We start from the raw sequence: 21,860 nt of genomic DNA on the forward strand, positions 1-21,860 counted from the left end.
GGGCATGATCACTGCGTTACTCGGCCGCTTCCGACGTCGACGCCGGTCCCACCTTGGAATTGTGCAGGTCGACGTTGAGGCCGAGCGAGCGCATTTCCTTGACCAGCACGTTGAACGATTCCGGAATACCGGCCTCGAAGGTGTCGTCGCCGCGCACGATCGCCTCGTACACCTTGGTACGGCCGGCGACATCGTCCGACTTCACGGTCAGCATCTCCTGCAGCGTGTAGGCGGCGCCGTAGGCTTCCAGCGCCCAGACCTCCATTTCGCCGAAGCGCTGGCCGCCGAACTGCGCCTTGCCGCCCAGCGGCTGCTGGGTGACGAGCGAGTACGGACCGATCGAACGCGCGTGGATCTTGTCGTCCACGAGATGGTGCAGCTTGAGCATGTAGATGTAGCCCATCGTCACCTTGCGATCGAACGCATCGCCGGTGCGGCCGTCATAGACGGTCGACTGGCCGGAGGCGTCGAAGCCCGCGAGTTTCAGCATCTCCTCGATGTCGGCTTCCTTGGCGCCGTCGAACACCGGCGTTGCGATCGGCACGCCGTGGCTCAGATTGCGGCCGAGTTCGACCAGCTCGTTGTCGTTCAGCGACTTGATGGTTTCATCCTCGCCGTAGATCTTCTTCAGGGTCTCGCGCAGCGGCTTAAGATCCTGCTTCTGATAGTAGGCGTCGATGGTCTGGCCAATGCGCTTGCCGAGGCCGGCGCAGGCCCAACCGAGATGGGTCTCAAGGATCTGACCGACGTTCATGCGCGAAGGCACGCCGAGCGGATTGAGCACGATGTCGGCATGCGTGCCGTCCTCGAGGAACGGCATGTCCTCGATCGGCACGATCTTCGACACCACGCCCTTGTTGCCGTGACGGCCGGCCATCTTGTCGCCGGGCTGGATCTTGCGCTTCACCGCGACGAAGACCTTGACCATCTTCATCACGCCGGGCGGCAGCTCGTCGCCACGCTGCAGCTTCTCGACCTTGTCGAGGAAGCGCTGCTCGAGGCCCTTCTTCGACTCGTCGTACTGCTTCCGCATGGCCTCGATCTCGGCCATCAGCTTGTCGTTCGGCGAGGCGAACAGCCACCACTGCGACTTCGGATACTCGTCGAGCACCGCACGGGTGATCTTGGTGTCCTTCTTGAAGCCCTTCGGGCCGGCGATGCCCTGGCGGTTCTCCAGGAGCTCGGCGAGGCGGTTGTAGACGTTGCGGTCCAGAATCGCCTGCTCGTCGTCGCGGTCCTTGGCCAGACGCTCGATCTCTTCCCGTTCGATCGCCAGCGCACGCTCGTCCTTGTCGACGCCGTGGCGGTTGAACACGCGGACTTCCACGATGGTGCCCTGCACGCCCGGAGGCACGCGCAGCGAGGTATCGCGGACGTCGGAGGCCTTCTCGCCGAAGATGGCGCGCAACAGCTTCTCTTCCGGCGTCATCGGGCTCTCGCCCTTCGGCGTGATCTTGCCGACCAGGATGTCGCCGGCGCGGACTTCCGCGCCGATGTAGACGATACCGGCTTCGTCGAGGTTCTTCAGCGCTTCTTCCGAGACGTTCGGAATGTCGCGGGTGATTTCCTCAGGCCCGAGCTTGGTGTCGCGGGCCATCACTTCGAATTCTTCGATATGAATCGACGTAAACACGTCGTCCTTCACGATCCGCTCGGAGAGCAGGATCGAGTCTTCGAAGTTGTAGCCGTTCCACGGCATGAACGCGACCAGCACGTTGCGGCCGAGCGCGAGCTCGCCGAGATCGGTCGACGGACCGTCAGCGATGATGTCGCCCTTCTTGACGATGTCGCCGACCTTCACCAGCGGACGCTGGTTGATGCAGGTCGACTGGTTGGAGCGCTGGTACTTCATCAGCCGGTAGATATCGACGCCCGACTTGGTCGGATCGAGATCCTCGGTGGCGCGGATCACGACGCGGGTGGCGTCGATCTGGTCGATCACGCCCGAGCGGCGCGCGGCAATCGCCGCGCCCGAGTCACGGGCGACCACGCCTTCCATGCCGGTGCCGACGAACGGCGCCTCGGCGCGAACCAGCGGCACCGCCTGGCGCTGCATGTTCGACCCCATCAGCGCGCGGTTGGCGTCGTCGTTCTCGAGGAACGGGATCAGCGCCGCGGCCACCGAAACCAGCTGCTTCGGCGACACGTCCATGTAGTCGACCTTGTCCGGCGTCACCGGCAGCACTTCGCCGGCGTGGCGGCAGACCACCAGGTCGTCGGTGAAGCGGCCCTTGGCATCGAGCGGCACGTTGGCCTGCGCGACGCGGTAACGGCCCTCTTCCATCGCCGACAGATAGACCACCTCGTCGGTGACCCGGCCGTCCTTGATCTTGCGATACGGCGTCTCGACGAAGCCGTATTTGTTGACGCGCGCGAACGTCGCCAGCGAGTTGATCAGGCCGATGTTCGGACCTTCCGGCGTCTCGATCGGGCAGATACGGCCGTAATGCGTCGGATGCACGTCGCGGACTTCGAAGCCGGCGCGCTCGCGGGTCAGACCGCCCGGGCCAAGCGCCGACAGGCGCCGCTTGTGGGTGATCTCCGACAGCGGGTTGGTCTGGTCCATGAACTGCGACAGCTGCGAGGAGCCGAAGAACTCACGCACCGCGGCAGCCGCGGGCTTGGCGTTGATCAGGTCCTGCGGCATCACGGTGTCGATATCGACGCTCGACATGCGCTCCTTGATCGCACGCTCCATGCGGAGCAGGCCGATCCGGTACTGGTTCTCCATGAGCTCGCCGACCGAGCGGACCCGGCGGTTGCCGAGGTGGTCGATGTCGTCGATCTCGCCCTTGCCGTCGCGCAGGTCGACCAGCGTCTTGATCACCGCCAGGATGTCTTCCTTGCGCAGCGTGCGATGGGTATCGGGCGCATCGAGCTCGAGGCGCATGTTCATCTTGACGCGGCCGACCGCGGACAAGTCGTAGCGCTCGGCATCGAAGAACAGCGACTGGAACATCGCCTGTGCCGAATCCAGCGTCGGCGGCTCGCCCGGACGCATCACGCGGTAGATGTCGAACAGCGCGTCCTCACGCGTCATGTTCTTGTCAGCCGAGAGCGTGTTGCGGATGTAGGCGCCGACATTGACGTGGTCGATGTCGAGCAGCGGCAGGTCCTTGTAGCCCTGCTCGTTGAGCACCTTGAGCGACTTCTCGGTGATCTCCTCGCCGGCTTCGGCGTAGATTTCACCGGTCTTCGGGTTGACGAGGTCCTCGGCGAGATAGTTGCCGACGAGCTCCTCGTCCGACATCCGCAGCGCCTTGAGGCCCTTTTCCTGCATCTGGCGCGCGCTGCGCACGGTCAGCTTCTTGCCGGCCTCGAGCACCACCTTGCCGGTGTCGGCGTCGATCAGGTCGTTGATCGTGCTGTAACCGCGGAAACGGTTGGCGTCGAACGGCACGCGCCAGCCTTCCTTGGTCCGCTTGTAGGTGATCTTCTTGTAGAAGGTCGACAGGATCTGCTCGCCGTCGAGACCGAGCGCGTACATCAGCGAGGTCACGGGCAGCTTGCGGCGGCGGTCGATGCGCGCGAACACGATGTCCTTGGCGTCGAACTCGATGTCGAGCCAGGAACCGCGATACGGAATCACGCGCGCGGCAAACAACAGCTTGCCGGACGAATGGGTCTTGCCCTTGTCGTGGTCGAAGAACACGCCGGGCGAACGGTGCATCTGCGAGACGATGACGCGCTCGGTGCCGTTGACCACGAAGGTGCCGTTCATCGTCATGAGCGGGATATCGCCCATGTAGACGTCCTGCTCCTTGATGTCCTTGACCGACTTGGCGCCGGTTTCCTCGTCGATATCGAACACGATGAGGCGCAGCGTGACCTTGAGCGGCGCAGCGAAGGTCATGCCGCGCTGGCGGCACTCGTCGACGTCATATTTCGGCTGTTCGAACTCGTAGCGGACGAATTCGAGCATCGAGGTGCCCGAGAAGTCCGAGATCGGGAACACCGAGCGGAACACCGCCTGCAGGCCCTCATCGAGGCGACCGCCGGCCGGCTCGTCAACCATCAGGAACTGGTCATAGGACGCCTTCTGAACCTCGATGAGGTTCGGCATCTCGGCGACTTCCTTGATGTGACCGAAAAACTTGCGTACGCGTTTGCGACCGGTGAATGTCTGCTGCGCCATCGTGGCCTCTCATTTTCGTCGCCTTTGTGGGGCGAACCTTCCGGGACGCGACTGCCATCGCCCCCGGGTTGAATTTTCGAATCGTCCCGAAGGAACGAAGCGCAAGGTCAGGAATTAAATCCCCAGCCCGGCTCCAATTTCCTCCAAAACGCAAAACAACGCGCGGGGCGCATCACTGCACCCGCTCGTCCAAACGCTCCGCTTTACGGACTGAAAAAGCCCGAAATCTGACTGTCTCCCAACGGCTTACGCCGGGTGCCCTGCCGCCCCCGCCGCCGACCGTGTTTTTTCGCTGCCGACCCAATATGGGAAGGCAATAAAGGAGATTCGAGGGTTAAGTCCACGGATCCCCACACTTTCTTGTGTCCGGCGCGCCTGCGGCAACCTGCCGCATGCCGCTTAATTGGCCCGGGAGCGCCCTGCGGCGCTCCCGGATCGCGCATTACTTGAGCTCGACCTTGGCGCCAGCCTTCTCGAGCTGGGCCTTGACCTTCTCGGCTTCGTCCTTGTTGACGCCTTCCTTGACGGGCTTCGGAGCGCCTTCGACGAGGTCCTTGGCTTCCTTCAGGCCCAGGCCGGTGATGGCGCGGACTTCCTTGATGACTTCGATCTTCTTGTCGCCGGCAGCAGCCAGCACGACGGTGAACTCGGTCTTCTCTTCAGCCGGTGCAGCGGCAGCACCGCCACCGGCCGGGCCGGCCACCGCGACGGCGGCAGCGGCGGAGACGCCCCACTTTTCTTCGAGGAGCTTGGCGAGTTCGGCGGCTTCGAGCACGGTGAGGCTCGAGAGGTCGTCGACGATTTTCTGCAAGTCAGCCATTGATCTGTTTCCTTAAACGTTTGGTTCGAACCAGGTTTTGAGATTAGCGAAGGGTCAGGCCGCTTCGCTCTTTGAGGCATGAGCCTGAATGACGCGTGCGAGCTTGGCCGCGGGCGCGTTCGACAGCTGAGCGAGCTTGGTCGCCGGCGCCACGAGGAGGCCCACGATCTTGCTGCGCAGTTCGTCAAGCGACGGCAGTGAGGCAAGCGCCTTCACGCTGTCGACATTCAGGACGGTTTTACCCATCGAGCCGCCAAGGATGACGAACTTTTCGTTCGCCTTGGCGAATTCGACGGCAACCTTTGGCGCCGCGACCGGATCGTTTGAAGTAGCGATCACAGTCGGCCCCTTCAGCAGGGAACCGATGGCAGCGACGTCAGTGCCTTCAAGAGCAATTTTGGCGAGACGGTTCTTCGAGACCTTCACCGACGCACCCGCCTGCTTCATCTGCATGCGCAGCTTCTGCATCTGGGCTACGGTGAGGCCGGAATAGTGAGCGACGATCGCAACGCTCGTGGCCTTGAAGGCCTCGTTGAGCTGTCCGACCGCCTCTTTTTTTGCCGCTCGTTCCACAGCAAGCTCTTTCCGGTTGGCGGCCTTATCCGCGAAGGCAGGACCGCCGGGTTGCACCCATCGTCCCACCCAAAACCTGATCCTTAGGGCGCAAGACCCTTCGGACATGCCGGGCAAGACGACATCTAGAAGCCTGCCCTCCCAAAGCCTTGCGGCCATGGGTTGTCGAGGTTCGAACCAAACCAGCCTCCCAGCCGCGAACAGGCCGCGACGTGGAGCACAAAATCCGGTCTTCACCCGTCTATGCAGGCCATGCGATTAAGCCGTTGAAAACACGAAGTTCTCGCGGGCGCCTGCAGTCTTGGACAGGATCGGGCTATCGGCCGAGGCCGAACGCCCTGCTCTTATGCCGTTGGAGGCGACGGGTCTCCTTCCTTTCGAGCATCCTTGCGGGCATGCGGAAAGGAATGATCTCCTATCACCTCAGGTTTTCGGAATGCGAGCACGGACCTGCCAGCAAGTGCCAGCACGCCCGGAAGGCGCTATGTAGCCGGTCCTGCCCTGCTTGCCAAGAGCAAAATTCAGACCAGTTCACCGATCCGCCTCGGCTCAGCGAAAATTTCTCCGACGCGACGTCACACGACGGCGGTGTCGCTCGTCTGGGCGCTGGAGGCTCGCATGAAACGGTGGATTGCAGGAATTCTCGCCCTCTTCAACCTCGGCAATGGGCTGGTGATGCTGTCAGCCGGTTCCGTCTGGTGGTCGCTGGTTCCCGGCGCCGCCGATACCGGCCCCTTCAACCCCCATTTGGTTCAGGACGTCGGCATTGCCTTCATTGCAGCCGGGCTCGGTCTCGCCGCGCGAGCCTGGCGGCCGGCCTGGTGGCCCGCGGCGGTCGCGGGCGCCGCGTTCCTGGTAGGCCATGGCCTGCTGCATCTTGCGATGATCGCCGGCGGCCATGACCGCCATGCCGCGTCCGACCTGATCGCGGTGATCCTGCCCGCGGCCCTCGCACTCTATTCCGCCCTGCCAAGCCCAAGAGAACAATCAGGAGAACACCATGCGTAGTTTCATCGCGCGCCGTATGCTGCGCGCTTATTCCAAGCGCTACGGTTACGACACCAGCTATCTTGAGATGATGCTGAAGCAATCGCCGACGTCATTCTTCAAGTTCGCCGGCGCGATGAAGGCCGCCGCCTGCCGCGAGGTTGCGCCGGTCGAAGCCTGCTTCGCCGCCAAGCTCACCGGCGCGCTGGCCGAAGATTGCGGTCCCTGCGCGCAGCTGGTCGCCGACATGGCGATCGAGGCCGGGATGGCGGAGCAGCAGGTCACGGCCGTGCTCAGGCGCGACGTTGACGCGATGTCGGCGGACACCGCGCTCGGCTTCCGCTTCGCGGATGCGATCGTGCAGCGTTCCACGGAGGATGACGCCTGCCGCGACGCGGTTCGCGCGCGCTGGGGCGAAAAAGGCGTGATCGACCTCGCGATGGCCCTGCAAATCGGGCGTATCTTCCCCATGATGAAGTTGGCGCTAGGCTATGCCAGGGAGTGTCGCCGCGTGACCGTGGCCGGCCATCAGATCGATGTCATCAAACAGGCCGCCTGAGCCCGACCCGCTCGGCCCGTATCGGGCGCGGCTGACCGGGCTCGCCTATCGCATGCTCGGCAGCCGCAGCGACGCCGACGACGTGGTGCAGGACGCCTGGCTGCGCTTCGCCGCGGCCGACGGCGTTCACAATCCCGAGGCGTTCCTCGTCACGGTGGTGACCCGGCTCTCCCTCGATCGGCTGAAGAGCGCCCGCGCCCAGCGCGAGGTCTATGTCGGCGCATGGCTGCCCGAGCCGGTGTTCGACGAGAGCCTGTCGGCCGAGGCAGCGACCGAGCTTGCCGACGATCTCTCCTTCGCCCTGATGCTGGCGCTCGACACCTTGTCACCGCTCGAGCGCGCCGCGTTCCTGCTGCACGACGTGTTCGACTGGCCGTTTGCGGAAGTCGCGCGCACGCTCGGGCGCAGCGAGGTGGCCTGCCGGCAGCTCGCGGCGCGCGCCCGGCGGACCGTGCGCGACAGCCGCCCTGCCCCGGCGGCTCCGCCCGAGGGCCACGCAAGATTGCTGACGGCATTCTGCCAGGCCGCAGCCAGCGGCGACGTCTCCGCTCTGGCCGATCTGCTGCGCGAGGATGCGATCGCGATCACCGATGGCGGCGGCCGCAAGCTGGCGGCGCTGAACCCGATCAAGGGGGCCGAGAAGATCGTCCGCTTCATCATCGGCATCGCCGGCAAGAATGCCGGCAGCGAGGTCCGTGTCGAGCCGATGATGGTCAACGGCAGCGCAGGCGCGCTGGTCCTTCTCGATGGCGAGATCGACCACACGCTCAGCCTGGCGATCGACGCCGCGACCAATCGGATCGCGGCGATCTACGTCGTCCGCAACCCCGACAAGCTGCGCCACGCGCCGCGCCTGACCTCCGGTCAGGACGCGGACGGCACCGGATAGGCGAGCGGCTTGCCGGCGAAGAACGCCTCGAGATTGGCGAGCACGCAGTCCTGCATCGCCACGTGCGATTCCAGGGTGTGGCCGCCGATATGCGGGGACAGCACGACGTTCGGCAGCGCCGTCAGTTCGTCGGGCGCGTGCGGCTCCCTGGCAAACACATCGAGGCCGGCGCCCGCGATGGACTGATCAGCAAGAGCCGCAACCAGCGCCTTCTGGTCGACGACGGAGCCGCGCGAGATGTTGACGATGATCCCGCTGTTGCCGAGCCGGCGCAGGATGTCGGCATTGACGGCATGGACCGTATCAGCACCGGCGCGCACCGCGATCATCAGCACGCTGCACCAGTCGGCGAGCGCCTCGAGGCTCGGAAAGTGCTGATACGGCACATCCTGCCGTGACCGGCTGAAATAGCCGACCTCGGTTTCGAACGCGGCGACGCGCGCCGCGATCTTGCGGCCGATCTCGCCGAGGCCGTAGACGCCGACCTTGCGGCCGCGCATGCCGGCCTGCGGCCGCATCATCGGCGACGGCTTGGCGCCGATCCAGTCGCCGCTGCGGACGTAATTGTCGGCGACCGGCAGGCGGCGGGCCGCCGCCAGCATCAGCGTCACCGCGATGTCGGCAACGGAGGCGGCATTGGCGCCGGGGCTGTGGCCGACCGCAATTCCGCGCCTGGCGGCGGCGGCAAGATTGATCCCCTCATATCCGGTGCCGTAGCAGATGATCGCGCCGAGCTTCGGCAGCATGTCCATCGCCTCACCGCCAAGCGGGGTCCCGCCCGCCGTGATCATCGCCCGGATATCGCCAAGCTCCGCCGCCGAAAACATCTCGGTCAGCCGCTTGCCCGCGGCATTCAACAGCTCGTAACGCTCACCGAAGCGCACCAGTTCGTTTCTGGGAAAGCGTGAATAGACCAGGACCTTATCGGGCATTGTTGTTGTTTCCTGCGAGAGGCCTCACCTGGAGTCTTTTCCGTTCCGGTTGAATCGGAACGGGCTCTGGATTGTTGTTTTGACGCGTTTTCTTCACGCGAACCGGTACCCGCTTCGCTCGAAAACGCTCTGGCAAAACAAAGGGGCGGAACCGGTTGCCCGATCCCGCCCCTCTTTATCTCGTCACGGCCAAAGACCTCAGCCGAGGATCGTGCCCGGCTCGACCTTCACGCCCGGGCCCATGGTGGAGGAGACCGCCACGCGCTGGATGTAGGTGCCCTTGGAACCCGCCGGCTTCGCCTTGGAGACCGCATCCGCGAGCGCCTTGACGTTCTCGACCAGCTTGTCCTCGGAGAACGAGGCCTTGCCGATGCCGGCCTGCACGATGCCGGCCTTCTCGACGCGGAACTCGACCGAGCCGCCCTTGGCGCCCTTCACGGCGTTGGTGACGTCCATGGTCACGGTGCCGATCTTCGGGTTCGGCATCATGCCGCGCGGACCGAGCACCTTACCGAGGCGGCCGACCAGCGGCATCATGTCGGGGGTGGCGATACAGCGGTCGAAATCGATCGCACCGCCCTGCACCTTCTCGACCAGGTCCTCGGCACCGACGACGTCGGCACCGGCGGCCTTGGCTTCCTCAGCCTTGGCACCGCGCGCGAACACGCCGACGCGCAGCGTGCGGCCGGTACCGTTCGGCAGGTTGACGACGCCGCGGACCATCTGGTCGGCGTGGCGCGGGTCGACGCCGAGATTGATCGCAATCTCGATCGTCTCGTCGAACTTCGACTTGGCGCGCTCCTTGACCATCTTGATGGCATCCGCGAGCGGGTAGAGCTTCTCGCGATCGACGCCCTCGCGGGCCTTCTTCAAACGCTTTCCGATTGCCATGGCCCGTTACCCCGCAACTTCCAGACCCATCGAACGGGCAGAGCCCTCGACCATCTTCATGGCCGATTCGATGGTGTCGCAATTCAAGTCCTTCATCTTCTTCTCGGCGATCTCGCGCACCTGCGCCTTGGTCACCTTGCCGGCCTTGTCACGGCCCGGCGCCTTCGAGCCGGACTGGATCTTGGCAGCCTGCTTGAGGAAGAACGACATCGGGGGCGTCTTCATCTCGAAGGTGAACGAACGATCGGCGTAGATCGTGATCACCACCGGGATTGGGGTATTCTTCTCTTCCTTCTGGGTCTGCGCGTTGAACGCCTTGCAGAACTCCATGATGTTGAGACCGCGCTGACCAAGCGCGGGGCCGATCGGGGGCGAAGGATTCGCCGCACCGGCCGGGACCTGAAGCTTCAGGTATCCGGTCACTTTCTTTGCCATTTATCACTCCTGTTGTGCCGGACGGTGCCGGCGGTTTCAGGTTCCGTGGTTCGGTTGAAGGGGCTGGCGACCGCCTCCTCCCTCCCACGGCCTCTCACTTGACGGGGGGCATATACCCCACGCCGTCCCGTCAGACCACCTTTTCGACCTGACCGAATTCCAGTTCCACGGGGGTCGCGCGGCCGAAGATCGACACCGCGACCTTCACGCGCGAGCGCGCCTCGTCGATTTCTTCCACCACGCCGGAGAACGAGGCGAACGGGCCGTCGGCCACGCGCACATTCTCGCCGATTTCGAACGACACCGACGCCTTCGGACGCTCCACGCCCTCCTGCACCTGATGCAGGATCCGCATCGCCTCGGATTCCGAGATCGGCATCGGCTTGTTTTCCGCGCCGAGGAAGCCCGTCACCTTCGGGGTGTTCTTGATCAGATGGAACGCCTCGTCGGTCAGCTTCATCTTGACCAGCACATAGCCCGGGAAGAACTTGCGCTCGGCGTCGATCTTGCGGCCGCGGCGCACCTCGGTGACCTTCTCGGTCGGCACCAGCACCTGCTCGAACAGCTCTTCCAGCCCGCGCTGCTTGGCCTGCTCGCGGATCGATTCCGCCACCTTCTTCTCGAAGTTCGAATAGGCGTGGACGATGTACCAGCGCTTGTCCATCAATTGAGTTCCCATGCTCATCAGTGGATGCCCAGGATCAGCGTGATGAGATAGCGGATGATCTGGTCCGCGGCGAAAAAGAAGACCGAGGCCAGCGCCACCATCACGAACACCATGATGGTGGTGATGGTCGTCTCGCGGCGCGTCGGCCAGGTGACCTTGGCGGTCTCCGAGCGCACTTCCTGCAGGAATTTGAACGGGCTGAAAGCCATCGTGGGATCCGCGTCCGTGACCGGACGATTGCAACGTTTCAAGGAATCCGAACAGCCGACCTTGCGGACCCAGCCCTCGTTTGAAGGTTGAGCCGATAAACGAGCTCGAATGTTCGGGGAATTAGGCCGCGCCGGATATCCGCCATCAAAGCGGGCCGGCTGCGAGTGCCGGGTATCTACTGCGGGACCGGCCAAACGTCAAGGTCGGTGAGGTCGCGCCCCACGGGGGCCAACCGTGGGCCGAGCGGGCATTGATCCCTTCAGTTCAACAGCTTAGCCGGGGCGCCGGGGCACTTGCGGGACTTCCCGCTCGGAGATTAGCGTCAAGAAGGTGCCCCTGTCGCGTGCGGTAACGCTCACCACCCCGTCTCGTCTAGGCCAGGACGGACTTCAGTGGCAGCAGCATCGATACCCGCAATCCGACCGGCTCCCGCGGCTTCAGTTCGATGCTGCCACCATGACGTTTGGCAATATCCTGGGCGATCGACAGCCCCAGCCCAAAGCCGCCGCTATCCTGCCGCGCGCTATCAGCCTTGAAGAAGGGTTCGAACACCTTGTCGCGCAGCGCCGGCGGGATGCCGGGCCCGTCGTCAACCACCTCGATCTCAATGTGGTTCGAGTCCTTGGGTCGGAGCGCGACCGCGACTGTGCTGCCGTGCTTGACTGCGTTCTCCACGACATTGGTGACGGCGCGCGACAGGGCGCGAGGCCGACAGGCATAGGGAAGACGCGCAGGCCCCGCATAGGACACCGCGTGGCCCAAATCGGCGAACTCGGAACAGATGGTCTGCAAAAAGCTCGGCAGGTCGATATGCGAGACTGCCTCCGAGCGCGCATCGTCGCGAAGATACTCCAGCGTCTCGTTGATCATGCGCGTGATCTTGGCGATATCGCCCAGCATTGCCGGGCGCAGAGTATCTTCTCCGACACGCTCGGCGCGCAGCCTGAGCCGCGTGAGCGGCGTCCGCAGGTCATGACTGATGGCGGCCAGCATGCGGGTGCGGTCGTCGAGCAGCGCGCGGATCCGGGTGCGCATGTCGTTCAGGGCGTCGGCGACCTGGGCGATTTCAAGCGGACCGCGCCGGCGCAGCGCCTCGGGAGCCCGCGGCGAGCGGCCGAACGAGGTCGCGGCGCTCGCGACTTCGGCCAGCGGCGCGATCACCCAGCGCACGGCATAGACCGACAGCAGCAGCATGGATATCAGCAGGATGATTGCCCCTCCGGCCGCCGGGCGGAGCAGAATGGACCAAAAGCCGCCATTGACCGCGACGTCGGCCATCAACGCGTGGCCGTTGTCGAGCTTCACGACCACCTGTGACGACGAACCTGCCGGATGGCGCAGCTCCTCCAGCAACTCAATTCCAGACTCGGCCGCCAGCTGCCGAAACGCTCTTATGGAAAACGGTCGCGTCTCTCCGGCCGTTCTCGGCACGAGTTCGCCCAGGGCGACGCGCCTGACGTCGAGACCGCCGCGCCTGGCCGCGGCCAGCAGTTCATCGGCGTCGGTCGGCGTCTTCGTGGAACGCAGCAGCTGAGCGACCTCCGAGACCCGCCCCGCAAGAAACTTCTGCGTGTCGTTGATCGAGGGAGAATCGAACAGAAAAATGACGGTCACCGCTGCGAGCGTGATGCCGATCAGTTCCGAGAGCGCGACGAGGCTCATGAGTTGCGCAGCGATGCTGCGCGGCATCAGCCGCTGCGCCCATCCCATCAGATCTGCTCGACCGCAGGCGTGAAGAGGTAACCGCCGAGCCGCACGGTCTTGATCATCGAGCGGTCCTTCGGATCCGGCTCGATCTTCTGCCTGATGCGGCTGATATGAACGTCGACGCTGCGCTCGACCGAGGCGATCAGGCCGCCGAAGGCCTGCTCGATCAGTTGCTCGCGCGACAGCACCTGCCCCGGATTGCGGCAGAACGCCAGCAGCAGATCGAACTCGGCCCCGGTCAGCGTGATCCGGACACCGGCGGGGTCATGCAGTTCGCGGGTGGTGGATTGATGCGCCAACCGGCGAAGGTCAAAGGACGCGGCCGCGAGCGCGACGCAGTGCCGCTCTCGACCCGGCGCAACAGTGCGCGGATGCGGGCCACCAGCTCGCGCGAATTGAACGGCTTGGTGACATAGTCGTCGGCGCCGAGTTCGAGGCCGAGGATGCGGTCGATGTCCTCGCTCCGCGCCGTCACCATGATGATGGGAATCGAGGAAGACATGCGCAGGCGCCGGCAGATGCTCAACCCGTCCTCGCCCGGCAGCATCACGTCGAGCACGATGAGATCGACGCTCGCGCGCTTGAGCAGCGCATCCATCTCGATGGCCGAACCGACCAGCATCGCTCTGAAGCCGTTGTCCTGGAGGACCTCCGCCAGCATGCGCGCGATATCGGCGTCGTCCTCGACGCAGAGGATGCGCGCGTTGGTGACGGGGAAAGCCACGAGGTCGTATTCCAGGATTTGCATCACGGTATTTTAGAGGCGCCGGCCTCACATGCGCAGCGTGCAAATATAGCGTTTTGTTAAGCCTGCACGTCCAAATGTGGCTCAAATAGGTCGCGCGGTTTCACGGCCTACATCTGACTTAATATCTCTTAATCCCGACCCGGGCGGCCCTGTTCTATCGTGACGTGCGATCGTTCGTGGGGTGAGCGGTCGTTCGAGGGGTGACATGAGATTAGAATTTCTGCCGGGCGCTGCGGCTGACGCGCAGGGCACGGGCCGGGCGTCGCGCGATGGCCAGCTCAATCGGTCATCCTCACTTGCCGGCGCTGCGGTTGCGATGGTGTTGTTGTCGGGCTGCGCCAGCGCTCCTATGACCCGAGGCGGATCATTGGCATCCTACGACAACCTCGCGCAATCCGACGGGCTGCTGGCGAAGTCGCTGGTTCGCGTCAACAAGGACGACGTCCTTGCCGCAAAGACCATCCATATCGTTCCTGCGACCTTCTCGCAGGGCGCGTCACCGACGCTGTCGCAAGAGCAGAGGAAGCTGGTGGCCAATGCCATCGATCGTTCGCTCTGCGCCGGCCTGAGCGAGCGGCTTCAGGTCGTTGCGCTCGATCAGCCTGCGGATCTCACCGCATACGCGCGCGTCACGCAGGCGGCGCCCACTGACGAAGTCGCCGCGGGCGCTTCCAAGGTGGTCGGCATCCTGCCGACCGCGCTCGGCGCAGGCGTCCCCGTGCCGGTGCCGCGGTTGCCGGTCGGGCTCGGCAGCCTGACGGTCGAAGCCGAGGTGCGCGATCCGGCCAGCCGCCAGCAGGCAGCGATGATCTGGGCTCGCGGCGCAAATTCATTCACCAGTTCGCCGATGGTCTCGAGTGCCGGTGACGCCTACGAACTCGCCTCCTCGTTCAGTGACGATTTCAGCAAGCTCGTGGTCACCGGAGCTACGCCGTTCGGAAAGCCACCGGACCTGCCATCGTTCGACAAGATCGGCGCGTCGTTCGGCGGCAAACCGAAATACGCGGCCTGCGAAGCGTTCGGGCGCAATCCCGGCCTGGTCGGGATGGCCGCCGGCAAGCTCGGATTGCCGCCAGAGTGGTCGGACAAGGGAGCGCCGACGGCTGGCCAGTGATTGCATTTGCCCTGACGCGCGCCGAAGCTTCGGATCATCCCCCTGCCCATGTCCTAGCCGGCAAAGCTCTTCTGGACCGCCTGGTCCAGCGTAGCCCCGCCGAGATAGCGCTGGCGCAGCTCGCGCTTGAGCAGCTTGCCGCTCGGGTTCTTCGGCAGGCTGTCGACGAAGATCACCCGCTTCGGCACCTTGAAATGGGCCATCGATGCCGCGCAATGCTTGATCACGGCGTCGGCCTCGAGGCTCGCGCCGGCCTTGACCACCACGATCGCGGTCACCGCCTCGATCCAGCGCGGGTCGGGCAGCCCGACCACCGCCACCTCGGACACCGCAGGCAGCCGGTAGATCATCTCCTCGACCTCCCGGCTCGCGACGTTCTCGCCGCCGCTCTTGATCATGTCCTTCACGCGATCGACCACGGTGATGTAGCCGTCGGCATCGACGGTCGAGAGATCTCCGGAATGAAACCAGCCGCCGGCGAACGCGGCCGCGGTCTTGACCGGGTCGTTGTAGTAGCCGGACAACAGATGCGGCGAGCGGTGCACGATCTCGCCGACCTCGCCCACCCCGACGTCGGTCATGTCGGAATTCACCACCCGCGTCTCGACATTGATCGCGGGCTTGCCGGCTGATCCTGCCTTCGGCAGCTGGTCCGCCGGCGCCAGCACGGTTGCGAGCGGTGCAATCTCGGTCTGGCCGTAGAAGTTCCAGAATTTCACATCGGGCAGCCGCCGCTGCAGTTCGAGCAGCACCTCGACCGGCATGATCGAGGCGCCGTAATAGCCCTTGCGCAGGGTCGACAGATCGGTGCGATCGAACGCGCCCGAGCGCAGCATCGCGATCCAGATCGTCGGCGGCGCGAAGAACGCGTTGATCCTGTGGGCCGCGATCAGCGCCAGGACGTTGTCCGGCACCGGCTTGCCGGTAATGAGACTGGTGGCGCCGAGATAGATCGCGGGGCCCAGGAAGACGTCGAGTTGCGCGCAGTGATAGAGCGGCAGCGCGTGCAGCACGGTGTCGTCGGTCGTCATGCCGCCGTCGATGATGCAGCTGACATACTGCCACATGACGGCTTCGTGGGTGAGGATCGCGCCCTTCGGCAACGACTCGGTGCCGCTGGTGTAGATGATCTGCGCGGGATCGCGGCTGTCGACCGAGGTATCCGGTACCGATGCATCGCTGTGCAGCACGCTGTCGAAGGTCGTGATGCCTTCAGGCGCGGTGGCCGGATCCTCGCCCGGCAGCCAGATCAGGGTTTCGACCGCCGAGCCCTTGGCGGCCGCAGCGTGCGCGGTCTCCACGAAATCCGGCCCGACCGCGAGCAGTTTTGCGCCGGAATTGGCGAGGATGAAATTGATCTCGTCCGGATTGAGCATGAAGTTGATCGGCACCAGGATCGCACCGATCCGCGCCACTGCGAAGCGCAGCGCGGCGAAGCCATGCGAGTTGCGCGACAGCACCGCGACCCGGTCGCCCTTTGCGACGCCGAGCGCGAGCAATCCGCGTCCGAGCCGGTTGCAGATCGCGTCCATCTCCGCAAATGTCCAGCTCACCTCGCCGCAGATCAGCGCGGTCTTGTTGGGGTAGCGCTTGGCCGACCGGCGCAGCAGATCGCCGATGCTGTGCTCGCGGGCGCGCTGGATGGTTGCTGCGATGTCTCCGCTCATATGTCCCTCCCGAATGTGCTTGTTGTCGTTGTCTTGTCTTCGTCGCGCCGCCTCACTGCCGCGCGGCGTAGGCGTGTTCCATGTAGGTGTGCTCGACCGAGCGATCGAGCGAGGCGATCTTCTCGAAGCCGCGCCGCCAGTCCTGCAAATGCCGCCGCGTCCACAGCACGCCGGCCTCCTTGTCGTGCCGCCTGATCGCATCGAGGATGTGGCGATGCGCCTCGACGAGGCGCGCGCCGCCCTCGGGCACGCCGCCGACGATCATCTCGGTGGTCGGAAAGAACAGCTGCGCGGCGGGCTCGCGGGCGAGCTGCAGCACGCGGTTCTGCGAGGCCTTGGCCATCAGCACGTGGAATTCCGCGTCGAGCTCGGCAAGATCAGCCGGATTGCCGACCACCGCCGCGCTGCGCTCGATATTGCCGGCGAGCTCGGCGATGTTCTCCTCGGTCGCGCGCTCGACCGCCCCCTCGACGCTCGCGACCTCCAGCGTCATCGACGTCTCGAACAATTCGCGGAACGTCACCTCGTGCAGGATCAGCGCACGCGACAGCCGGGTGGCGAGCTTGTTGTAGCGCGGCAGGCAGGCCTGCAAGCGTCGGCTGGAATCGCGGCGGATCAGGCCGCCCTCCTCGAGCACGCGAATGCCTTCGCGCACCGTCGAGCGGTTGACGCCGAACTGCGCGACCAGCTGCTGCTCGGTGCCGATCGGCTCGCCCGGCTTGATCCGGCCGTTGATGATCTCGCGTTCGATCGCGTCCGCGACCTTCTGGTAGGCCGGCGCGACATCGATGCGCCGGAATAGCGGCGTGGCGGGCATCCTTGGCTCCCTCGGGCTCCCGATTGTTGTTTGTCGGACAAAGAATAGGCGAAGGCATTTGGAGCGTCAAATAGGCATCTACGGCCTGAATGTCGCACCCGGCCGGCAAGAATTGACAGCGGAACCGGGCAAATCTAGCTTTGTCGGACAAACTGATAAGAACACCAAGCCGATAAGAAAATCTGGGAGGTCCATCATCATGAAATCCATCGTCACGAGTCTGTCTGCCGCCGGCCTGATCACCGCGGTGCTGGCGGGTCCGGCGCTCGCGCAACAGGCGCCGCTCAAGATCGGCGTCCTCACGGATTTCCAGTCGGTCTATTCGGACATCGGCGGCGCCGGGAATGTCGAGGCCACCAAGATGGCGATCGAGGAGTTCGGCGGCTCGATGTTCGGCAAGCCGATCGAGCTCGTCACCGCCGACGCCCTCAACAAGGCCGACGTCGCCGCCACCATCACCCGCAAATGGTACGAGGCCGAGAATGTCGACATGATCATCGACATGCCGACCTCGGCGACCGCGCTCGCCGGCATGGAGATGTCGAAGCAGTTCGAGAAGATCATGATCGTGACGGACGCGGCGAGCTCCGATATCACCGGTAAGTCCTGCTCGCCCTACACGCTGCACTGGACCTACGACACCTACGCCAACGCCCACACCGTCGGCAGCGCGATCGTGAAGAACGGCGGCGACAGCTGGTTCTTCATCACCGCCGACTACGTCTTCGGCCATTCGATCGAGCGCGACACCGGCGACGTGGTCCGCGCCGCCGGCGGCAAGGTGATCGGCAGCGCGCGGCATCCGCTCAACACGCCGGATTTCTCGTCGTTCCTGCTGCAGGCGCAGTCGTCGAAGGCCAAGATCGTCGGCCTCGCCAATGGCGGCGGCGATACCATCAATGCGATCAAGCAGGCCGCCGAATTCGGCATCGTCGCCGGCGGGCAGAACCTCGCTGGTATCGTGATGTTCATTTCCGACATCCACAGCCTCGGGCTGAAGCTCGCGCAGGGCCTGATCATCACCGAGGCCTACTATTGGGATCTCAACGACCGCACCCGCGCCTTCGGCAAGCGCTTCTTCGAGCGCATGAAGCGGATGCCGACCATGAACCAGGCCGCGACCTACAGCGCCACCCTGCACTACCTCAACGCCGTGAAGGCCGCCGGCAGCAAGGAGACCAAGCCGGTGCTCGCCAAGATGCGCGCGACCCCGGTGCGCGACGCCTTCACCGACAACGGCGTGGTGCGCGAGGACGGCCGCATGGTGCACTCGATGTTCCTGTTCGAGGTCAAGAAACCGGAGGAATCGAAGGCGCCGTGGGATTACTACAAGGTGCTCGCCGAGGTGCCCGGCGACCAGGCGTTCCGGCCGCTGAAGGACGGCGGCTGCCCGCTCATCAAGTGAGTGAAGACAATCATGGCCGGGGTCCAGGACCTCGGCCAACATCTTCAAATTATTAGGGAAAAGCTGGCAGGAGTGGCAGGGCTCGAACCTGCGACCCCCGGTTTTGGAGACCGGTGCTCTACCAATTGAGCTACACTCCTGCAGGGAACCTGCGTCGCCGCCGGTTCGCGCCGTTTCAAGCATAGGGCATGGCCGGTTTGCAAGGGCGAAGCGGTGAAGCTTCTGTTCATTGCAAAACTTCTGCGCCAGACTTCGGCCATCACTCCACGTCGGCGCGGCCGCCGCAAGAATCAAGAACCAGGGAGAGACCATGAACGTCCAGACCGCCACCAAGCATGCCGCCAGCCAAACCACCCCATCCCTCCCCCTCGCCAAGCCCGAATCGATCGGGCTGTCGAGCGTGCGGCTGCAGGCGCTGTCCGACACCTTCAAGCGCGAGGTCGACAAGGGAACCGCGCCCGGCTTCACGGTACTGGTGGCGCGGCGCGGCCAGATCGGCTGGTTCGATGCGATCGGCCGGCAGAGCCCGGCGGCCTCGGCGCCAATGGCGCATGACACGATCTTCCGCATCTTCTCGATGACCAAGCCGATCGTCTCCATCGGCATCATGATGCTGCTGGAGGACGGCCACTTCCTGCTCAACGACCCCGTCGCGAAATTCATCCCCGAATTCGCCGAGACCAAGGTCGGCGTCGAGCACAACGGCAAGCTCGAGCTGGCGCCCGTGCAGCGGCAGATGACGATCCAGGACCTGCTGCGCCACACCTCGGGCTTGACGTACGACCACACCGGCAACGGGCCGGTGCAGCAGCTCTACCAGCAGTCGCGGCTGCGCAGCCGCAAGATCACCAATGCCGAGCACGCCACCATGCTCGCCGGCATGCCGCTGGTCTGCCAGCCCGGCGCCGAGTGGAACTACAGCCGTTCCACCGACATCCTCGGCCGCATCATCGAGGTCGTCAGCGGCAAGACGCTCGGTGCGTTCCTGATCGAACGCATCCTCTCTCCCCTGCAGATGACCGAGACCGCCTTCCACACCCCCGAAGCGAATGCCGGCCGGCTCGCCGAGGCGTTTGCCAACGATCCCTGGACCAACGAGAAGGTGCAGCTGTTCAATATGCTCGAGAAGCCCGCGATGGAATCCGGCGGCGGCGGGCTGGTGTCGACCACGATGGACTATGCGCGCTTCGCGCAGATGCTGCTCAATGGCGGCGCGCTCGACGGCACAAGGATCATCGGCCGCAAGACGCTCGAATTCATGGCGTCCGATCACCTCGGCGCCGGCGTCAGGATCCAGGGCACGCTGGTGTCGCCCGGCCACAGTTTTGGCCTCGGCTTTGCCGTCCGGATGCAGCAGGGCATCGCGCCGTTCTCGGGCTCGGTCGGCCAGTACTTCTGGAGCGGCATGGCCGGCACGTTCTTCTGGATCGATCCGCGCGAAGACCTGATCGCGGTCTTCATGATGCAGGGCCCCGGCCAGCGCGAATATACCCGCTCGCTGGTGCGCAACGGCGTGTATGCCGCGGTGGAGTAAGTCTCGTGCCCCGGACGCAACGCAGCGCGCGAGCGGTGCGTTGCTGAGCCGGGGCCACCCTCGATCCAATCGTGCAGGTCCTCCTGGGTCCCGGCGCTGCGGAGCGGCGCTCTGCGCCGCACCGCGTCCGGGACACGAGAACATCCTCAGCTGATCGTCGCGCCGCCGTCGATCACGATGGTCTGGCCGGTCATGAAGTCGCCCGCACGCGAGCCCATCATCACCGCAGCGCCCGCGATCTCGTCGGGCACGCCGATGCGGAGCAGCGGCGAGCGCGCGGTCGAGGCCTTCAGATTGTCCGGATTGTCCCACAGCGCCTTGGCGAAGTCGGTCTTGATCAGGCCCGGCGCGATGCAGTTCACGCGGATATTGTGCTTGCCGTATTCGCAGGCAAGGTTGCGCGCGAGCTGCATGTCGGCGGCCTTGGAGATCGCGTAGGCGCCGAGGATGGTCGAGCCCTTCAACCCGCCGATCGAGGACACGATGATGATGGAGCCGTCCTTGCGCTCGATCATCTGCGGCACCACCATCGAGATCAGCCAGTTGTTGGCGACGATGTTGTTGTCGAGGATCTTGCGGAACTGATCGTCGGAGATGCCGGCGAGCGGACCGTAATACGGGTTCGAGGCCGCGTTGCAGACCAGCACGTCGATCTTGCCGAAGGCCTGGTTGCTCTCGTCGACCAGGTTCTGCAGATTTTCCTTCGACGAGATGTTGGCCGCGACCGCAACCGCGGTGCCCTTGCCGTAAGCGTCGTTGATCTCCTTCGCCACCTGCTCGCAGACATCGGCCTTGCGCGAGGAGATCACGACCTTGGCGCCGTGCTCGGCCATGCGCTCGGCGATCGCGCGCCCGATGCCGCGCGTCGAGCCGGTGATGACGGCGACTTTTCCCTTCATGTCGAACAAGGTCATGTTTCTCTCCCTGATGTAAGGTGTTTGAATTCTGCGTTGAGCTTAAGCAGCGTTGTCGTGTTGCGATAGCGGCATCATGCAAGCTTGCTCGCCGGCCTGACTTCCGGTCCGGACGGCTGATGCATCGCGGCGTGTCTGGGATCGGCGATCCAGGGCTGCTGGTTCACCATCGGCAACCGCCAGGTCGACAGGCCGGTGCCTGCGATGTGATCGAGCCGCGTCACCGAGACATTGTCGATGTCGAAGGACAGACCCCTGTCCGGCTGGCCGCCGAGCGCAAGACCGACCGCAGCCCGGATCACGCCGCCATGGCCGACCGCGATGATGTTCCTGCCCGGCTCCGCAGCCGTGATCCGCACGATCGTGCGGCAAACCCGCGTATAGAGATCCATGAAGCTCTCGCCGCCGGGTGCGGGCTCGTTGACGTCGGCAAACCAACTTCTGCCGGGGGGCTGGCTCGCGAGCAGCGCGGCGCGGTTCATGCCCTGCCACCGGCCGAGATGCTGCTCGGCAAACTCGCGTTCCTGCGTCATGTTGGCCGGCTTCGGAAAACCTGCGGCCCAGATCGCTTCCGCGGTCTTGTGCGTGCGCTTGAGATTGCTCGAATACCAGACAGCATCGCGCGGCAGCATCTTGGCGACCGCCTCGAACACTTCGACATCGCCGGTGTCGCAGTCGATGTCTTCTTGCCCGTAGATGTTGCCGCCATCGCTGCGCACCGGCGCATGACGAACCCACCACCACCGCGTCACCGTCACGTTAGGCTTCTCTGGATTGGACATCGGATGAGCCCTTCAATACTGTCCCCCGTCGCTGTACGTCACGTCGCACATCGTCTCAAGTGCTTCGAACGTTT

Annotated in this window: 19 protein-coding genes, 1 tRNA gene and 1 pseudogene; 6 read left to right on the forward strand and 15 right to left on the reverse strand. The window is 64.6% G+C overall.

The window, feature by feature from the left end; genetic code table 11:
- Positions 1–16: 16 nt before the first annotated feature.
- From rpoB to rplJ, 3 genes are all read right to left on the reverse strand, one after another.
- Positions 17–4,135 (reverse strand): DNA-directed RNA polymerase subunit beta, encoded by a 4,119-nt coding sequence (gene rpoB, locus WDM24_RS25025; protein WP_338689868.1) that lies wholly within the window; start codon positions 4,133–4,135, stop codon positions 17–19.
- A 442-nt stretch (positions 4,136–4,577) separates the two neighbouring features.
- Complete coding sequence (gene rplL, locus WDM24_RS25030; protein ID WP_029081779.1) at positions 4,578–4,955, reverse strand: 50S ribosomal protein L7/L12; 378 nt, start codon at positions 4,953–4,955, stop codon at positions 4,578–4,580.
- 54 nt (positions 4,956–5,009) lie between these two features.
- The gene (gene rplJ / locus WDM24_RS25035) at positions 5,010–5,528 is read right to left on the reverse strand and encodes a 50S ribosomal protein L10 (protein ID WP_029081780.1); all 519 of its coding nucleotides are present in this window, start codon (positions 5,526–5,528) and stop codon (positions 5,010–5,012) included.
- Between the two features lie 618 nt (positions 5,529–6,146).
- On the opposite strand from rplJ, the gene WDM24_RS25040 reads away from it, so the two are divergent.
- The 3 genes from WDM24_RS25040 to sigJ are packed head-to-tail and all read left to right on the forward strand — an operon-like array spanning position 6,147 to position 7,963.
- On the forward strand, positions 6,147–6,536 hold the full coding sequence (locus tag WDM24_RS25040) for a hypothetical protein (protein ID WP_166297371.1): 390 nt from the start codon (positions 6,147–6,149) through the stop codon (positions 6,534–6,536).
- A complete protein-coding gene (locus WDM24_RS25045) occupies positions 6,529–7,074 on the forward strand; it encodes a hypothetical protein (protein ID WP_338827449.1) in 546 nt (181 codons plus the stop codon). The genes WDM24_RS25040 and WDM24_RS25045 overlap by 8 nt, the downstream gene beginning before the upstream one ends.
- The gene (sigJ, locus tag WDM24_RS25050) at positions 7,052–7,963 is read left to right on the forward strand and encodes an RNA polymerase sigma factor SigJ (protein ID WP_338827450.1); all 912 of its coding nucleotides are present in this window, start codon (positions 7,052–7,054) and stop codon (positions 7,961–7,963) included. Before WDM24_RS25045 ends, sigJ begins: the two co-directional genes overlap by 23 nt.
- Here sigJ and WDM24_RS25055 read toward each other — a convergent pair.
- The 7 genes and pseudogenes from WDM24_RS25055 to WDM24_RS25085 form a co-directional block, all read right to left on the reverse strand.
- The gene (locus WDM24_RS25055) at positions 7,939–8,895 is read right to left on the reverse strand and encodes a 2-hydroxyacid dehydrogenase (RefSeq protein ID WP_338827452.1); all 957 of its coding nucleotides are present in this window, start codon (positions 8,893–8,895) and stop codon (positions 7,939–7,941) included. The genes sigJ and WDM24_RS25055 overlap by 25 nt on opposite strands.
- Before the next feature lie 198 nt (positions 8,896–9,093).
- Positions 9,094–9,786, reverse strand: a complete 693-nt coding sequence (gene rplA / locus WDM24_RS25060) for a 50S ribosomal protein L1 (protein WP_029081784.1) — start codon at positions 9,784–9,786, stop codon at positions 9,094–9,096.
- A gap of 6 nt (positions 9,787–9,792) precedes the next feature.
- On the reverse strand, positions 9,793–10,221 hold the full coding sequence (gene rplK, locus WDM24_RS25065) for a 50S ribosomal protein L11 (protein WP_008136439.1): 429 nt from the start codon (positions 10,219–10,221) through the stop codon (positions 9,793–9,795).
- Positions 10,222–10,351: 130 nt separating this feature from the next.
- Positions 10,352–10,885, reverse strand: coding sequence for a transcription termination/antitermination protein NusG (gene nusG / locus WDM24_RS25070; RefSeq protein ID WP_044538613.1), 534 nt, complete (start codon positions 10,883–10,885; stop codon positions 10,352–10,354).
- A gap of 20 nt (positions 10,886–10,905) precedes the next feature.
- Positions 10,906–11,097: a preprotein translocase subunit SecE gene (secE, locus tag WDM24_RS25075; RefSeq protein WP_028335448.1), complete on the reverse strand. Its 192-nt coding sequence runs from the start codon at positions 11,095–11,097 to the stop codon at positions 10,906–10,908.
- A 373-nt stretch (positions 11,098–11,470) separates the two neighbouring features.
- On the reverse strand, positions 11,471–12,808 hold the full coding sequence (locus WDM24_RS25080) for an ATP-binding protein (protein ID WP_338827453.1): 1,338 nt from the start codon (positions 12,806–12,808) through the stop codon (positions 11,471–11,473).
- A pseudogene (locus WDM24_RS25085) lies at positions 12,808–13,553 on the reverse strand (response regulator). Before WDM24_RS25085 ends, WDM24_RS25080 begins: the two are co-directional and overlap by 1 nt.
- A gap of 205 nt (positions 13,554–13,758) precedes the next feature.
- On the opposite strand from WDM24_RS25085, the gene WDM24_RS25090 reads away from it, so the two are divergent.
- Positions 13,759–14,667: a DUF3313 domain-containing protein gene (locus WDM24_RS25090; RefSeq protein WP_338827455.1), complete on the forward strand. Its 909-nt coding sequence runs from the start codon at positions 13,759–13,761 to the stop codon at positions 14,665–14,667.
- Positions 14,668–14,720: 53 nt separating this feature from the next.
- Here WDM24_RS25090 and WDM24_RS25095 read toward each other — a convergent pair whose 3' ends face one another.
- Both WDM24_RS25095 and WDM24_RS25100 read right to left on the reverse strand, forming a co-directional pair.
- Positions 14,721–16,334 (reverse strand): acyl-CoA synthetase, encoded by a 1,614-nt coding sequence (locus tag WDM24_RS25095; protein ID WP_338827456.1) that lies wholly within the window; start codon positions 16,332–16,334, stop codon positions 14,721–14,723.
- A gap of 52 nt (positions 16,335–16,386) precedes the next feature.
- A complete protein-coding gene (locus WDM24_RS25100; RefSeq protein WP_166297385.1) occupies positions 16,387–17,151 on the reverse strand; it encodes a FadR/GntR family transcriptional regulator in 765 nt (254 codons plus the stop codon).
- Positions 17,152–17,350: 199 nt separating this feature from the next.
- On the opposite strand from WDM24_RS25100, the gene WDM24_RS25105 reads away from it, so the two are divergent.
- On the forward strand, positions 17,351–18,556 hold the full coding sequence (locus WDM24_RS25105) for an ABC transporter substrate-binding protein (RefSeq protein ID WP_338827458.1): 1,206 nt from the start codon (positions 17,351–17,353) through the stop codon (positions 18,554–18,556).
- 64 nt (positions 18,557–18,620) lie between these two features.
- Here WDM24_RS25105 and WDM24_RS25110 read toward each other — a convergent pair.
- Positions 18,621–18,696 (reverse strand) — tRNA-Trp (locus WDM24_RS25110).
- Positions 18,697–18,866: 170 nt separating this feature from the next.
- Here WDM24_RS25110 and WDM24_RS25115 point away from each other — a divergent pair.
- Entirely contained in the window at positions 18,867–20,090 is a 1,224-nt protein-coding gene (locus WDM24_RS25115) for a serine hydrolase domain-containing protein (RefSeq protein WP_338827460.1), read from the forward strand.
- Between the two features lie 146 nt (positions 20,091–20,236).
- On the opposite strand, the gene WDM24_RS25120 is transcribed toward WDM24_RS25115, so the two are convergent.
- Both WDM24_RS25120 and WDM24_RS25125 read right to left on the reverse strand, forming a co-directional pair.
- Complete coding sequence (locus WDM24_RS25120) at positions 20,237–21,004, reverse strand: SDR family oxidoreductase (protein WP_338689904.1); 768 nt, start codon at positions 21,002–21,004, stop codon at positions 20,237–20,239.
- A 74-nt stretch (positions 21,005–21,078) separates the two neighbouring features.
- On the reverse strand, positions 21,079–21,786 hold the full coding sequence (locus WDM24_RS25125; protein WP_338827461.1) for a histidine phosphatase family protein: 708 nt from the start codon (positions 21,784–21,786) through the stop codon (positions 21,079–21,081).
- Between the last annotated feature and the right edge of the window lie 74 nt (positions 21,787–21,860).

The sequence above is a fragment of the Bradyrhizobium sp. 27S5 genome, from assembly GCF_037217225.1.
Taxonomy (GTDB): Bacteria; Pseudomonadota; Alphaproteobacteria; order Rhizobiales; family Xanthobacteraceae; genus Bradyrhizobium; species Bradyrhizobium septentrionale.

Excerpts from the sequence above, each read along its gene's own strand:
- WDM24_RS25045 (WP_338827449.1), top strand. The coding sequence starts at position 6,529 with ATGCGTAGTTTCATCGCGCGCCGTATGCTGCGCGCTTATTCCAAGCGC.
- WDM24_RS25095 (WP_338827456.1), bottom strand. The coding sequence starts at position 16,334 with ATGAGCGGAGACATCGCAGCAACCATCCAGCGCGCCCGCGAGCACAGC.
- WDM24_RS25055 (WP_338827452.1), bottom strand. The coding sequence starts at position 8,895 with ATGCCCGATAAGGTCCTGGTCTATTCACGCTTTCCCAGAAACGAACTG.
- WDM24_RS25100 (WP_166297385.1), bottom strand. The coding sequence starts at position 17,151 with ATGCCCGCCACGCCGCTATTCCGGCGCATCGATGTCGCGCCGGCCTAC.
- secE (WP_028335448.1), bottom strand. The coding sequence starts at position 11,097 with ATGGCTTTCAGCCCGTTCAAATTCCTGCAGGAAGTGCGCTCGGAGACC.
- rplA (WP_029081784.1), bottom strand. The coding sequence starts at position 9,786 with ATGGCAATCGGAAAGCGTTTGAAGAAGGCCCGCGAGGGCGTCGATCGC.
- WDM24_RS25120 (WP_338689904.1), bottom strand. The coding sequence starts at position 21,004 with ATGACCTTGTTCGACATGAAGGGAAAAGTCGCCGTCATCACCGGCTCG.
- WDM24_RS25040 (WP_166297371.1), top strand. The coding sequence starts at position 6,147 with ATGAAACGGTGGATTGCAGGAATTCTCGCCCTCTTCAACCTCGGCAAT.
- WDM24_RS25105 (WP_338827458.1), top strand. The coding sequence starts at position 17,351 with ATGAAATCCATCGTCACGAGTCTGTCTGCCGCCGGCCTGATCACCGCG.
- WDM24_RS25090 (WP_338827455.1), top strand. The coding sequence starts at position 13,759 with ATGAGATTAGAATTTCTGCCGGGCGCTGCGGCTGACGCGCAGGGCACG.
- rplK (WP_008136439.1), bottom strand. The coding sequence starts at position 10,221 with ATGGCAAAGAAAGTGACCGGATACCTGAAGCTTCAGGTCCCGGCCGGT.
- rpoB (WP_338689868.1), bottom strand. The coding sequence starts at position 4,135 with ATGGCGCAGCAGACATTCACCGGTCGCAAACGCGTACGCAAGTTTTTC.
- WDM24_RS25125 (WP_338827461.1), bottom strand. The coding sequence starts at position 21,786 with ATGTCCAATCCAGAGAAGCCTAACGTGACGGTGACGCGGTGGTGGTGG.
- rplL (WP_029081779.1), bottom strand. The coding sequence starts at position 4,955 with ATGGCTGACTTGCAGAAAATCGTCGACGACCTCTCGAGCCTCACCGTG.
- WDM24_RS25115 (WP_338827460.1), top strand. The coding sequence starts at position 18,867 with ATGAACGTCCAGACCGCCACCAAGCATGCCGCCAGCCAAACCACCCCA.
- sigJ (WP_338827450.1), top strand. The coding sequence starts at position 7,052 with ATGTCATCAAACAGGCCGCCTGAGCCCGACCCGCTCGGCCCGTATCGG.
- nusG (WP_044538613.1), bottom strand. The coding sequence starts at position 10,885 with ATGGACAAGCGCTGGTACATCGTCCACGCCTATTCGAACTTCGAGAAG.
- WDM24_RS25080 (WP_338827453.1), bottom strand. The coding sequence starts at position 12,808 with ATGGGATGGGCGCAGCGGCTGATGCCGCGCAGCATCGCTGCGCAACTC.